The sequence below is a fragment of the Phyllobacterium zundukense genome, assembly GCF_002764115.1.
Lineage (GTDB): Bacteria > Pseudomonadota > Alphaproteobacteria > Rhizobiales > Rhizobiaceae > Phyllobacterium > Phyllobacterium zundukense.
The window spans coordinates 2,925,187-2,938,691 of sequence record NZ_CP017940.1 but is presented as its reverse complement, the minus strand read 5'-3'; the positions used below and the strand labels follow the sequence as shown (position 1 = coordinate 2,938,691).

Sequence of the window (13,505 nt, the reverse complement as noted above, 5' to 3'; positions counted from 1 at the left end):
ATGCAGGACAAGGAATTCTTCACCAAGCTTTTTCAGGCTGCTGTCGAGGCCGCCGATCCCGAACGGACCATTGCGGCGCATCTGCCGCCGAAGCCGAAAGGCCGGACGATCGTCGTCGGTGCCGGCAAGGGCTCGGCGCAGATGGCGAGCGCTTTCGAGAAAGTCTGGGATGGCCCACTCGAAGGTGTCGTCGTCACCCGCTATGGCTTCGGCGCACCCTGCAAGCACATCGAGATCATCGAAGCCTCGCATCCGGTTCCGGACGCTGCAGGACTTGTCGCCTCGAAGCGCTTGCTTGAAACCGTATCCGGTCTGACGGCAGACGATCTGGTCGTGGCGTTGATTTCTGGAGGCGGCTCTGCACTCCTTCCGGCGCCGCCGGAAGGCATGACCCTGGAAGATGAAATCGCGGTCAACAAGGTCCTGCTCGCATCGGGTGCGCCGATCTCGGCGATGAATGCGGTGCGCAAGCATCTCTCGACCATCAAGGGCGGGCGCCTTGCGGCGGCCGCGCATCCGGCACGGGTATTTTCATTGATCGTTTCGGATATTCCCGGCGACAATCCCGCATTCGTCGCGTCCGGCCCGACCGTCACCGACGAAACGACGCGGGAGGACGCGCTGCGCATCGTCGAACGCTACAATCTTGACTTGCCGCAGGCAGCCTTGGCGCATCTCCGGTCGGAAAAAGCCGACGCTCCCAAACCCTCCGATGCGGTCTTTACCGGCCATGAGCATCATCTGGTTGCCTCGGCTGCCGTATCGCTCGAAGCTGCCGCGAAGGCAGCACGCAATTTGGGCGTCGAAGCGGTTATCCTCTCCGACGCCATCGAGGGCGAGGCGCGCGAAGTCGCTCATGTCCATGCGGCTCTGGCCAAGCAGGTCCTTGCAAAAAACCAGCCATTCACCAAACCCGTTGTTATTCTCTCTGGCGGGGAAACCACGGTGACGGTACGCGGCAAGGGCAAGGGCGGGCGCAACAGCGAGTTCCTGCTGTCGCTTGCCATCGATATCGACGGGGCAGATGGCATCAGTGCCTTTGCGGCCGATACCGATGGTATAGACGGGTCTGAGGACAATGCCGGCGCTTTTGCCGACAGTACCACCATCGCCCGGCTGCTCGCCAAGGGCCATGACGCCTTGGCTTATCTGAACAGCAACGATGCCTGGACCGCGTTCAATGCAATTGATGACCTGTTCGTGCCCGGTCCAACTGGCACGAACGTCAACGATTTGCGCGCCATCCTGATTCGCTGATCGGTTGACGTGGTATCGCCACGATTGGATGGTCAACCGGAACCGATTCTCCAGCGTCATCGTGTGGCGCACCGTGCAAGGCCAGCGTCATCGCTGGCGCATTATGCAAAGGAACTCGAATGCGTTTAGTACTGCCCCTTGTTGCCCTGTCTCTTATCCTTGTTGCCGGTTGCACGACGCAACCAAAGACGACGACCGCCACAGGGCCACTGCCAGCCAAGGACACCTATTATGTCCCGCCGCCCAAATCGCTGACAACGCGGGCAGCGCCTGAGGTTGCCGCAAAGGATGCGGCAGCCAAGACAGCGGCGAAACCTGCTGCCGCACAGTAATTGCATAGGAACTGGTCACGCGCCGCCTTCAACATCTGTTGCAGGCGGCGTTTTTACGCCAAATGATGATTTGCTGACCGCAAGACCCGGCCGCAACAGCGGGCGTCGCAACTTTAGCGGCAGACATTTTGGGAGGTCCTGAAACAACAAAACCCACCGCGGGAGGAGGTGCGGTGGGTTTCGTTGGTTATGGAGGGCCTTCTGGGAGGAGAAGAGGCCATCCGTTTCGACAGAGCCGGGAGGAGGTGACGCTGTCGAAAATTCCTGATCACAGAATAACTCAACCTAACTGATTTAATACAGACAATATTGCATAGCAGCAATGCGTTTGGTGCATTGCAGCATTTCAGCTTCCAAAGCGTCACGCTCCAATCACGGGCAATTGACTAAGCATTTGGAACGGAACCAGTCCCTGATCCGTTAATTATCTATGAACGAGGCCAATGGCGGTTATCGCCAGCCTCCAGATATGATTGGAAGGGGCAGGATCATGCGCTTTTACAGATCATTGATACCCATTCTGGCTGCGGGGCTATTGGCTTCGACTGCAGTGATGCCGTCGGCCAATGCTTTCAACATCAAGAATGAGGTACAGGCGCCGGAAGAGAGCAACGACGTCAGCAACAAGAAGTTTGAACGGGCGGCACTTCTTGAGGCCAGGGCATATATATGTGGAACTGACGAATCCAGTGAAGCAGCAATGATAGCCGGAATGAAAGAGACCGGTCTGCCGGAAGACATAGCGGTCGAAATTGTATCGGATCTCGCTTCGGGAATCATCGACAAGGCTGAAGAGTCTGGGTCGAAAGAAATATGCGGAAAAGCAAAAGTTCAACTTTCTAATTTTTAGAAGAGATTGTTCGGGTGTCGAATTAAATAAGTAAATACATTCAGTGGCTTATGTATTTTCTCGTAAAATTTTAATTAATTTTGATAAATCTCATGATTAATCACAGACATTTGAAGTAAATTTATGACTTCACAAATCACATATTTTGAGATTAAAGTCAGTCATAAAGTTTTGTCGCGATCAGCAAATACAATTAACCATTGGCCAAATTTTCCTCGAAAGTATCGCGGAATTTGTTGATAAGCACATTGGTCGCATGGCTATTGCCTGCACACTAATGCGAGAAGGTTTTCGTGAGAGGTAAAATCATTATTGCGGTTCACGGGATATGGAGAGAACAGCATGACCAAGAGAGCGAAAACGCTGGAAGTATTAAAAACGGAACTCTCGAAATTGTGCACCGTTGCAGACAATGAAGGTTTCGAAATGATCGCCTACTTCATTGAAACCGCAATTCGTGAAGCAGACGAGCAACTGTCGCAGGAAACCCGCGCCGTCGTGGGCCTGGAACTGCGTCTGCAATCGTCACGTCCTCTCTAGTCCAGGCCGCAATTTATCGCGCCGTCGGGGATCTGTTTCCCCATTCAATCAAGCTTCAATTTTTGTGAATCATGAAATCGCCTGCACTCATTGTGCGCGGTAAGTGTGCGCCTATATGAAGCCAATGACCCCTTTATCCGTCCTTGACCTTTCACCGATTTCCGCTGGCAGCAATGCCGCGCAATCTCTCCGCAACTCGCTCGATCTCGCGCAAAATGCCGAGCGCCTCGGCTATAATCGCCTGTGGCTTGCCGAGCATCACAGTATGCGCGGTATTGCCAGTGCGGCGACCGCGGTGGTGATCGCCCATGTGGCTGCCGGGACCTCCAAGATCCGCCTTGGTGCTGGCGGCATCATGCTGCCCAACCATTCGCCGCTGATGGTGGCGGAAGCCTTTGGCACACTGGCTTCCCTTCATCCGGATCGGATCGATCTCGGCGTCGGTCGCGCACCCGGCACGGATCAGATCACGGCCCAGGCACTGCGTCGCAATCTCGATCAGGACATCAACGGCTTCCCGCAGGACGTGGTGGAACTGCAGGGCTATTTCCGCGATCCCGAACCTGGCCAGCGCGTTGTCGCAGTGCCGGGAGCCGGACTCAAGGTACCGGTGTGGATTTTGGGCTCCAGCCTGTTCGGTGCGCAGCTCGCAGCGGCGCTTGGCCTGCCTTATGCCTTTGCCTCGCATTTTGCCCCGGCGGAGATGGAGCGCGCCATCGAGATCTACCGCGCCCGGTTCGAGCCGTCCGAATACCTCGACAAACCCTATGTGATGCTGGGCCTCAATGTCTTTGCGGCCGAGACCGATACCGAAGCGAAATTGCTGCAAAGCTCGCAGCAGCAGGCCTTCGTCAATTTGCGTACGGGTAATCCCGGCCCGCTCCCGGCACCCGTCGAAGGCTATGAGGACACGCTCGACCTGCATGCCAAGGCGATCTTGCGCCAGGCACTGTCATGCAGCGTCGTTGGCTCGCCGGAGACGGTCAAAGCCGGTGTCGAAGATTTCATACAGCGTACCGGTACCGACGAAGTCATGGTCACTGGCCAGATTTTCGATCATAGGGCGCGGATTCGCTCCTACGAGATTCTTGCCGAAGTCATGATCCAGTCCGCCGAAGCGGAACCCTTAAGCCGCCTCGGATAAGCCACCGGCCGCCTCGATGAAGGCGATGACTTCGTCGAGGCCGTTCCTGCGCAGCATGTCGGTAAAGACATAGGGCTTGGCCCCGCGCTGAACCTTGGTATCCGCATCCATGACGTCGAGATCAGCCCCGACATAAGGGGCCAGATCCTTCTTGTTGATGATCAGCAGGTCCGATCGGGTGATGCCGGGCCCGCCCTTGCGCGGGATCTTTTCTCCCTGGCAGACGGAAATCACATAGATGGTCAGGTCAGCGAGATCCGGTGAGAAGGTTGCCGCCAGATTGTCGCCGCCCGACTCGATGAAGACGATATCGAGATCGGGATGGCGCTTGTTCATCTCGGCGATAGCCTGCAGGTTGATGGTGGCGTCCTCGCGGATGGCCGTATGCGGACAGCCGCCGGTTTCCACGCCCATGATGCGGTCTTCCGGCAGCGCCTGCAGCCGGTTGAGGATCAATGCGTCTTCCTTGGTATAGATATCGTTGGTGACCACGGCGATGGAATAGCGGTCACGCAGCGCCTTGCACAGCATCTCTGTGACGGTGGTCTTGCCGGAACCGACGGGTCCGCCAATACCAACCCTGAGCGGTCCGTTTTGCGAAATCATGAGCGAAATACCCTCGAATATTGTGTTTCATGTTGCATGGCCATGATGTCGGAGACGATGGCGGCCGACCCCAGATCGTCAAGGCGCGAATTCACCGCGCGTGCTGCGATTGTCAGAATCTGCTTCTCCAGCTCAGCCATGAGGGCAACACCTTGGCTTTGACCGAGCGGCACCAGCCGCACAGCGCCCTGAATAAGGTTGGAAAGAACCGCATGCAGAAATGCAGCGATGGCAGGTTCCAGCGCAACGCCGTTCCTGGCTGCAATGGCGGCGACGGCGACAGGGTAGGGCATGTCATCGGCGAAGCCGGAATCTTTTGCACCCCAATGCCCTATGGCCTGGAGGAATGCGTTGCCCTGCAGCATGGTTTCCATATGCCGTTCTTTCGAACCGGCCATTGCCTCACCAAGCTCGGCAGTCTCCCGGACATCGCCGCCGCTGTCCGACTCCCGCCAGCTCGCCGCAAACAGGACCGCGTCGTTCCACACCGAACCATGCTGTATCAGATCGACCAGCCAGTCCTGCAGCGATACCTTGTCGTGGATCAGGCCATCATGCACCGCCCGCTCGATCCCATGGCTATAGGAAAACGCCCCGACCGGAAAAGCGGGGGAGAGCCATGTCATCAGGCGCAAAAGCGCCGCGTTTGGATCAAGGTCAGTCATGTGCGTGATGGTGATGATGATCCCCATGATCATGATTATGGTCGTGATCGTGATGATCATGCGCGTGCGAATGACCGTGCCCGCTGTGATAGGCCCCGCGCAGCGGCTGGAATGGCGCGGTGACCTCGGCAACCTTGGCGCCAAGTCCTTCCAGCATCGCCTTGATGACGTGATCCTTCAGAATAATGATGCGGTTCTCTTCGAGTTGCGCCGGCAGGTGCCTGTTGCCGAGATGCCAGGCGAGTTCCGACAAGTGCCGTCGGTCGCGAGGCGTAACTTCGTAGAGCGCCTCGTCTGCCGCAATGATCTCGGCCATCCGCCCGTCTTCGAGAATGAGCACATCGCCATGGCCGAAAGCGATGGCTTCAGGCAAATCGACGAGGATTTGCTCGCCCTGTGACAGGGTCAGCACCTTGCGGCGCAAATGCCGCTCGTCATGGGCGAGTATCACATGATCGAACGGCGTGCCGTGATAATGCCCGGCGTGGTCGTGCCCTGTCACACGCTTCATTGGCTTTGGCCTTCCGCGTTAAAATCGTGGTTCATGCACAGGAAGAAATCGATTGGCGGCGCGTCGCCCGTCAATTGTGACAGCAGCGTATGCACCTGCCCGCGATGATGGGTCTGGTGGTTGAAGATTTGCGTGAGGCAGCGGTCAAGCGTTGAGGTATAGGGCTCCCCTTCCGTGGTGATCCAGCGCAAGACTCCCGTGATCGAAGCCTCGTCCATGCCTTCGATCACGTCGACGATATGGTCATCGAGCGCAATGCGTGCGACATGGAGGTCATTGAAGTTATCGTGCAGGATGACGTCGAGGGATGGTATGGCGTAAAGATTGCCCGTGAAACGCCCGAACCACAGTTTGTCGATGGCCAGTATGTGGTTGAGCGTGCCATGCACGGATTTGAAAAAGGCGCGCCGGTCCGCGAAATAGTCTTCAGGGTCAAGTGTCGCGACAGCCTGGTAAATCCGCCCATTGGCCCATTTGTTGTAGTAGGCGAGGCGCCGAAAATGATCTTTCATTGCGTTGTCCTCAGAACAGGAAATAGCGCTGCGCCATAGGTAGTATCGTCGCAGGCTCGCAAGTCAACAGTTCACCATCGGCTCGCACTTCATAGGTCTCCGGATCGACCTCCACATGCGGTGTTGCATCATTGTGGATCATCGAGGCCTTGGAAATGCCGCCGCGCGTATTCTCGACGCCGATCAACTGCTTGTCGATGCCGAGCGACTGGCGCAGGCCCGCTTCGACCGAAGCCTTGCTGACGAATGTCACCGACGAATTGCTGACATTCTTGCCATAGGCACCGAACATATAGCGATAGTGCACCGGCTGCGGCGTCGGGATCGAGGCATTCGGATCGCCCATCGGCGCGGCCGCGATAGAGCCGCCGAGCAGGACCATGTCCGGCTTGATGCCGAAGAAGGCCGGATTCCATAGGACGAGATCGGCGCGCTTGCCCACCTCGATCGAGCCGACATGCCGCGAAATGCCCTGCGCGATGGCCGGGTTGATGGTGTATTTGGCGATATAGCGCTTCACGCGGAAATTGTCATTGTCGCCCGTCTCCTGTGGCAGGCTCCCGCGCTGGCGCTTCATCTTGTCGGCGGTCTGCCAGGTGCGGATCAGCACTTCGCCAACCCGGCCCATCGCCTGACTGTCGGAAGAGATAATCGAAAACGCGCCGATATCGTGCAGGATATCCTCCGCCGCAATCGTTTCCTTGCGGATGCGACTTTCGGCAAAGGCGACGTCCTCAGGGATCGAGGAGGAGAGGTGATGGCAGACCATCAGCATGTCGAGATGTTCGGCAATGGTGTTCTTGGTATAGGGCCGCGTCGGGTTGGTCGATGAGGGTATGACGTTGGGCAGGCCGCAGATCTTGATGATGTCCGGCGCATGGCCACCGCCTGCGCCTTCCGTGTGAAAGGCATGGATGGTGCGGCCCTTGAAGGCGGCAACAGTGTCCTCTACAAAACCGCTCTCGTTCAGCGTGTCGGTGTGGATCATCACCTGCACGTCGTACTGATCGGCAACCGACAGGCAATTGTCGATAGCCGCCGGTGTGGTACCCCAGTCCTCATGCAGCTTGAGCGAGCAGGCGCCGCCAAGGATCATCTCCTCAAGCGCCTTCGGCTGCGAGGCATTGCCCTTGCCGGAGAGGCCGATATTCATCGGGATCGCGTCGAACGATTGGATCATCCGTCCCATGTGCCAGGGGCCGGGTGTGCAGGTGGTCGCCAGTGTTCCGTGCGCCGGACCTGTGCCGCCACCGAACATGGTCGTGATGCCGGACATCAGCGCTTCCTCGATCTGCTGCGGGCAGATGAAGTGGATATGCGCATCCATGCCGCCAGCCGTGAGAATCTTGCCTTCGCTGGCGATGATTTCCGTACCCGGGCCGATGATGATGGTCACGCCGGGCTGTGTGTCCGGGTTTCCAGCCTTGCCGATGCCAACGATCAGCCCGTCCTTCAATCCGACATCGGCCTTGTAGATTCCGGTATGATCGACGATCAGCGCATTGGTGATGACCGTATCGACAGCACCGTCGGCGCGAGCAACCTGGCTCTGGCCCATGCCGTCGCGAATGACCTTGCCGCCGCCGAACTTCACCTCTTCGCCGTAGACGGTGAAGTCCTTTTCCACCTCGATGAACAGCTCCGTATCGGCAAGCCGCACCTTGTCGCCGGTGGTCGGGCCGAACATGCGGGCATAGGCGGAACGGGTGATATTAGCGGGCATGGGACTTCCCTCTTGGATGAATTAGAGCCTGGGCGAGCATGGGGCGTTGCCACATTGCTGCCGTGATATTGCCTTGGAAAAACCCGATCACCGACCGCTTCAGATCGAATTCGGCATGTGAAGTGCGCGCGTCATCAGTAGATGATCGTTCGCCAATCACGTGAAAGGAACAACGATGCGAAAGATGATAGTCCTCGCGCTCTGTGCGGCATTCCCGCTGGCCACTTCGGTTGCCTATGCTCAGTCCGCCGCGCCGCAGGCTCCCGATGCCCAGCAGCAACCCGCTGCCAAGAGCGAAACCCCAACCAAATCGGGCGCTACGCCCATTACCACAATCAATATTGTCGATATCAACGAACTGCCGGAAGCGACCAAGAACCAGGTCAACGAAGCCATCGCCAAGCGCAGCGACACCGATGTGCAGAAACTGCGCAGCTCGATCGACAAGTCGCCGGAAGTTTCCGCCGCCTTGAAGGAGAAGGGGCTGACCTCCGAAGCGGTAGTCATCGCCAGTCTCGATTCCAAGGGCCTGCTGACCCTCGTCACCAAGAAGCCAAGCTGACCGGCAGGCTGAACCAGCCCAGGTTCTGACGCATCTGTTGCGATCGGCGTTTTCCCGGTCGCTTTTCGTCGTGGGGTTAAGCTCAAGCGTATCGGTCAAAGCTTTCCCATGATCTTCTGCTGAAAACCGTAGACGGTCCGGTTCCCGCCGAGCGGCACGAGCGTGACGTCGCGCTCCTGTCCCGGCTCGAACCGGACTGCGGTTCCCGCCGCAATGTCGAGGCGCATGCCGCGCGCCTTGTCGCGGTCAAAGACCAGGGCCGAATTGGTTTCGAAGAAATGGTAGTGCGAGCCAACCTGCACGGGACGGTCGCCAGTGTTGGCCACCTTGAGCGTGATCCTGGTCGCGCCGGCGTTGAGTTCGATGTTGCCTTTGGCCGTAATGACTTCTCCAGGGATCATGCTGTCTCCTAGCGGATCGGTTCGTGCACGGTGACAAGCTTGGTTCCGTCCGGGAACGTCGCCTCGACCTGAATGTCGTGGATCATCTCCGGAATGCCTTCCATCACCTGAGCGCGGGTGATGACATGCGCGCCAGCCTCCATGAGGTCGGCGACGGAGCGGCCATCACGGGCGCCCTCGACGACAAAATCACTAATCAGCGCAATGGCTTCCGGGTGATTGAGCTTGACGCCGCGCTCAAGGCGCCGGCGCGCCACCATGGCCGCCATGGAGATGAGTAGCTTGTCTTTTTCGCGTGGTGTCAGGTTCATGCTTACCCCTTGGCCATCCCTCAGATTTCGTTTGAGTCTAGATTGACCAGACTTTAGGCACGCCTGCCTTTTCATTGAGCAGTTCGATCAGCGGCACCAGCCGCTTCCTCAGTGAATAGGCGTCACCATCGACGAGCCTCGCAAGAAGCTTGCCAGACCAGAAGGAAGCACCACCTTTTGTCCCAATTATTTTTTGGCATGGCTCAAGATAGCGTTCGGCATTGGCATCGAGCAGCAGGATCGTGGCCATGGTCCGCATCCCGCCAAGCAGGGCGGGACGAGCCAGCATGGAGGCCGTGTCCGGTCCCATGCAGAAGTCTTCCGCGTGGATCAGCTTGCCATTGCGGCGAATACGCCAGCGATCGCGAAAGATGCAGCTCTGCACGTCTTCGCCCATGGCCTTGCGTCCGAAGACCACCGGCTCGACAATAAGCGCGCGGCTGGTCTCCGCAAGATCAACGGTAAGGTTTCGTTTCAGTGCTGACCCTTCGAACAGGATGGTCTCCTGTGGCAGCCAGGCGAGAGACGCCCGGTCTCCCACCTTCAGTGCACTCGCGACGTCGGCGATACCGCCGGACGACTTGTAGATGCGTTCGCAGGCCTGCGTGGTGACTTGCGCCCTGCAATCGTTGGCAACATCGAACTGCCAGCGCATTTCATCGCCGCCCGTCAGGCCACCCGACGTGTTGATTATCACTGCTTCCAGCGAATTGTCATCGGTTTCCGGCAGGCGGATCTTGGCGCAACCCTCCTGATAAAGCGTCGCGATACGCGTGCGGCCATTGACGGGTTTGACAGCAAGCCGCGCCGAGCCATAGGCACGCTGCGGCATGCCTTCAGAGGTCACGTCGAGGGTGGAGTGATCATTCATCTCCAGAGGCTAGACCAATGGTTGAAATCGCGAAAGCTCAATAGGTGCCAAGCTCGATGGCGCGCTGGTGCGCTTTGTACACGGCCTTGATCATAAGGCGCTTGAGCTTGTCGTGTCCCATCAGCACGTCCAGGGCAGCGGCCGTGGTGCCTTTGGGGCTCGTCACCTGCTCACGCAATGTCGTCGGCGTATCCTTGCTGGAGGCCGCCAGTACACCCGCGCCATAGACCGTCTGCATGGCCAGCAGCTCGGCAGTCTTCCGTTCCAGGCCAGCCACGACGGCGGCCTCGGTCAGGCATTCGATGAAATGGAACACATAGGCCGGACCGGAGCCGGAAACTGCTGTCGCCACATCAATCAGTTTCTCGTCATCCACCGCAGCAACTTTACCGCTGGTCTTGAGCAAGGTATCGACAAATTCTGCATCGCTATCGCTTACATGCGCATTGCGGAAAGTGACGATCATGCCTTTGCCGATCGCGGCGGGGGTGTTGGGAATCGTACGGATGACCGCAGCCTTGTCCCCAAGATATTGTTCGAAGAGTGCAACCTTGACCCCGGCCGCAACACTGACAAAGGTCGCCTTGTCGGCTAAGCGTTCATAGGCGGGCAGGACATCGCGCATCACCTGCGGCTTCACCGCGATGAGAACGATACGGGGTGACAGGTCTGTTTCAAGCCTGCTGGCATTGGCGTGCGCATGGACGCCCAGCGTCGCTGCCCGCTCGCGCAGTGCGTCAGTTGGCTCGACCACATGGACCTGATCCGGCTGCAATATCCCTGCGTCCAGCCAGCCCTTGAGCATGGCAAAACCCATATTGCCGCATCCGACCAGAACCACATTATCGACCATTTTGTTCTCCCGCTGATTTTCCGGCACTTTGATCCGGTCAGGTGCGCCGGGTCAACAGGGCAAAAGCAAATTACGCCCTGCTGGCGATGGGAATGCGCGCCGTCATGCGCAGTCCGAAGCACGCCATGACCACCAGCAGCCACACCGGGTCGGCGCGGCGGAAGAAGAAGCTTTCGAGAAAGGCGTTCATCAGCGAGAAGGTCAGGCACATGATGAAGAAGTCCGCCATGAACACATTTTCCCGCTTTCTCAGACAGCGGGCATAGTCAAAAAGCGGCAGCAGGATGAGAACGATGACCGCGCAGATCATTGCCGGAAAACCCATGGCAATGGCGATGTCCAGATAGCCATTGTGGGCGTGGACGATGCCGCGCACGTCCCAATCGAGATAATAGCTCGGATTTTCGGCCTGGCGCACCACCGGCGCTTCCCAGAAACTTTCGAAACCGTAGCCGCGCCATGGTGTAGCCGCGAGCTTTTCCAGGGCGAACTGCCAGATCGACGAGCGTCCCGTGAACGTTGCATCCGCGCCCATCTGAACAAGCAGATCGTGCGTCGCGGGGAAAAACATCGAGCCAATGGTGAAGAAGAAAAACCCGACCAGGGCAGTGCCGATGAGCAATGCCGCAAGAATGCGAAAGCCGAACAGGCCTGGAAACATCACGAGGAAAATCACCATCGGCACCAGTGCCGTGGAGGTCTTCGATCCGGTATGGGCGACGAACCAAAGGGCAAGCACCAGAAGGATAGCGCCAATTCTTCGCCACCCGCGCCGTATCAGATAGATGCCCGCGAATGAAAAAGCGGCCATCACAGGGCCGGCAATATTCTTGTGGGAGAAGATACCTCGCCAAAGACCGGCGTGTTCGGCTTCGATCTCACTGGCTGTGTGCTTGGCGAGATCGGGCACCAGCACAAGGCCGGCATAGGATAGTGCCAGAACTGCGGAAGCCGCGATCACCAGCGCCAATGAAAAGCCGTCCGCATCGCGCGGCAGCGCCAGCACGGCGATCATGCACAGCACGCCGATCAGGGTGAAAACGACGGCGCGTTGCGCTGCGCCGGGATCGACGGCCACGAAGGTTGAAAGAACCAGGAAGCCGAACATGACAATCCACATCGGGCTGACGAGCGCGATGAGGATGCGCGGATTGGCAAGCACCAGCATGGCCAAAATGGATATGCCGCCGAGCGCGCCGAACCCGAGCTGGTTGACGAGGTCGCCGCCGCTACCCGCGATCGCGGTGCTTTCCGGTTGGAAGGGGCGGAAGGAGATCAGCAGGACGCAAAGAATGAACGCCGCTGCAAGGCTGGCGACCAGACGCATGGGAACGACACCCCCGGCGTCAGTTCTTTTCAGGTTGTCGATACTGCTCATTGGAATATCCGAATTCCGCCAGAACGCGGCCAAGCCCAATATAGATCTGATAAATGCCGATGGACAGCGAACCGGTCTGCGCCACCTTTACCGCCGCGCGAAAGGGTGAGAATGCGAGCAGCGCCAGGCTTTTCCCCACCGTTTTTGCCGCGCCAAAGGGTTCACCGGCGCGCTTGCGCTTTTCGATCAAGGTCGAGATGACACCATTGCGCAGCGCCCGCGCCCGGATCCAGTCGGCCTCGACGCGCCGCGCCGGAATCGTTTCGTAGACCGGCGCTTCCGCGCACCAGGCGATAGTGAAACCCTTGACCACGCTGCGGCTGATGAAATCGGAATCGCCGCCACCCATGAAATTGAAGGTGAGGTCGAGAAATGGAAACGGCATTGCTTCCAGAACATTGCGGCCGATCAGCAGATTGCCGGATGAATAGATGATAGGGACACGGCCGGTTTGCGTATAATGCGGGCTGAAAACCGGGTGTTTCGACCACACCGCGTGTTCCGGCTGCGCAAAAACCGGGAGCTGCGGCCCGCCGACAAAATCGACACCATAGGTCTCGCGGGCAGTGCACATCTTTTCCAGCCAATCGACATCGGCGATCTCGTCATCGTCGATGACCAGCAGCGCCGAGAAATCTGGAAAGGCTTTCAGCGCGGTGAGCCATCCGGCATTGTAGGCGTTACAATTGCCGCGGTCGTGGGCGACGATCAACAGGCCCGTATATTCGCCGCTCTCGAACAGCGGTTTTGCTGCTTCGGCGCCCTCGCCTTTTTCCGCCTCGTTCTCCATGACGATGATGGCGAAGCGCCGCCTGGTAACCTGCGCCTTCAGTGAAGCGAGCGTTTTCAGCAGGTGTTCGGGGCGCTTGAATGTCGGCAACGTCACGACAACGTCTATCGACTGCGGCTCAAGGTCCGGTGATTGCGCAACAACGCTGATATTGGCTTGAAGGTCCAGGTTCATCACCGGAATATTTACCCGTTATCTA

The 13,505-nt window shown here is 58.2% G+C and carries 17 protein-coding genes; 6 read left to right on the top strand and 11 right to left on the bottom strand.

Annotation, left to right across the window (positions count from 1 at the left end):
* From BLM14_RS14695 to BLM14_RS14675, 5 genes are all read left to right on the top strand, one after another.
* Positions 1-1,257 carry a glycerate kinase type-2 family protein gene (locus tag BLM14_RS14695; protein WP_100000080.1) on the top strand — a complete coding sequence of 419 codons (1,257 nt, stop codon included), beginning with the start codon at positions 1-3 and terminating at the stop codon, positions 1,255-1,257.
* 119 nt (positions 1,258-1,376) lie between these two features.
* Positions 1,377-1,589: a hypothetical protein gene (locus BLM14_RS14690; RefSeq protein WP_100000079.1), complete on the top strand. Its 213-nt coding sequence runs from the start codon at positions 1,377-1,379 to the stop codon at positions 1,587-1,589.
* 430 nt (positions 1,590-2,019) lie between these two features.
* A complete protein-coding gene (locus BLM14_RS14685) occupies positions 2,020-2,439 on the top strand; it encodes a hypothetical protein (RefSeq protein WP_100000078.1) in 420 nt (139 codons plus the stop codon).
* Positions 2,440-2,781: 342 nt separating this feature from the next.
* Positions 2,782-2,979, top strand: a complete 198-nt coding sequence (locus tag BLM14_RS14680) for a hypothetical protein (protein ID WP_100000077.1) — start codon at positions 2,782-2,784, stop codon at positions 2,977-2,979.
* Positions 2,980-3,103: 124 nt separating this feature from the next.
* A complete protein-coding gene (locus BLM14_RS14675) occupies positions 3,104-4,123 on the top strand; it encodes an LLM class flavin-dependent oxidoreductase (protein WP_100000076.1) in 1,020 nt (339 codons plus the stop codon).
* Here the strand turns inward: BLM14_RS14675 and ureG are convergent.
* From ureG to ureC, 5 genes are read right to left on the bottom strand one after another with little or no spacing between them, the layout of a single operon-like run.
* On the bottom strand, positions 4,106-4,729 hold the full coding sequence (gene ureG / locus BLM14_RS14670; RefSeq protein WP_100000075.1) for an urease accessory protein UreG: 624 nt from the start codon (positions 4,727-4,729) through the stop codon (positions 4,106-4,108). The genes BLM14_RS14675 and ureG overlap by 18 nt on opposite strands.
* Complete coding sequence (locus BLM14_RS14665) at positions 4,726-5,421, bottom strand: urease accessory protein UreF (RefSeq protein WP_100000074.1); 696 nt, start codon at positions 5,419-5,421, stop codon at positions 4,726-4,728. Before BLM14_RS14665 ends, ureG begins: the two co-directional genes overlap by 4 nt.
* A complete protein-coding gene (ureE, locus tag BLM14_RS14660; RefSeq protein ID WP_100000073.1) occupies positions 5,387-5,905 on the bottom strand; it encodes an urease accessory protein UreE in 519 nt (172 codons plus the stop codon). The genes BLM14_RS14665 and ureE overlap by 35 nt, the downstream gene beginning before the upstream one ends.
* Positions 5,902-6,417, bottom strand: a complete 516-nt coding sequence (locus BLM14_RS14655) for a DinB family protein (protein WP_100000072.1) — start codon at positions 6,415-6,417, stop codon at positions 5,902-5,904. Before BLM14_RS14655 ends, ureE begins: the two co-directional genes overlap by 4 nt.
* A 10-nt stretch (positions 6,418-6,427) precedes the next feature.
* Positions 6,428-8,140 carry an urease subunit alpha gene (ureC, locus tag BLM14_RS14650; protein ID WP_100000071.1) on the bottom strand — a complete coding sequence of 571 codons (1,713 nt, stop codon included), beginning with the start codon at positions 8,138-8,140 and terminating at the stop codon, positions 6,428-6,430.
* A gap of 175 nt (positions 8,141-8,315) precedes the next feature.
* Here ureC and BLM14_RS14645 point away from each other — a divergent pair, with 175 nt between their 5' ends.
* A complete protein-coding gene (locus tag BLM14_RS14645) occupies positions 8,316-8,702 on the top strand; it encodes a hypothetical protein (RefSeq protein WP_100000070.1) in 387 nt (128 codons plus the stop codon).
* Positions 8,703-8,797: 95 nt separating this feature from the next.
* On the opposite strand, the gene BLM14_RS14640 is transcribed toward BLM14_RS14645, so the two are convergent.
* The 6 genes from BLM14_RS14640 to BLM14_RS14615 all read right to left on the bottom strand — a co-directional run bounded on the left by BLM14_RS14640 (position 8,798) and on the right by BLM14_RS14615 (position 13,480).
* Complete coding sequence (locus BLM14_RS14640) at positions 8,798-9,103, bottom strand: urease subunit beta (RefSeq protein WP_100000069.1); 306 nt, start codon at positions 9,101-9,103, stop codon at positions 8,798-8,800.
* Positions 9,104-9,111: 8 nt separating this feature from the next.
* On the bottom strand, positions 9,112-9,414 hold the full coding sequence (locus tag BLM14_RS14635) for an urease subunit gamma (RefSeq protein WP_100000068.1): 303 nt from the start codon (positions 9,412-9,414) through the stop codon (positions 9,112-9,114).
* A gap of 37 nt (positions 9,415-9,451) precedes the next feature.
* Positions 9,452-10,285 carry an urease accessory protein UreD gene (locus tag BLM14_RS14630; protein WP_100000067.1) on the bottom strand — a complete coding sequence of 278 codons (834 nt, stop codon included), beginning with the start codon at positions 10,283-10,285 and terminating at the stop codon, positions 9,452-9,454.
* A 37-nt stretch (positions 10,286-10,322) separates the two neighbouring features.
* Entirely contained in the window at positions 10,323-11,138 is an 816-nt protein-coding gene (gene proC / locus BLM14_RS14625; RefSeq protein WP_100000066.1) for a pyrroline-5-carboxylate reductase, read from the bottom strand.
* Between the two features lie 70 nt (positions 11,139-11,208).
* Positions 11,209-12,516 (bottom strand): O-antigen ligase family protein, encoded by a 1,308-nt coding sequence (locus BLM14_RS14620; protein WP_100000065.1) that lies wholly within the window; start codon positions 12,514-12,516, stop codon positions 11,209-11,211.
* Positions 12,485-13,480, bottom strand: a complete 996-nt coding sequence (locus BLM14_RS14615) for a glycosyltransferase family 2 protein (protein WP_100000064.1) — start codon at positions 13,478-13,480, stop codon at positions 12,485-12,487. Before BLM14_RS14615 ends, BLM14_RS14620 begins: the two co-directional genes overlap by 32 nt.
* Positions 13,481-13,505 lie beyond the last annotated feature (25 nt).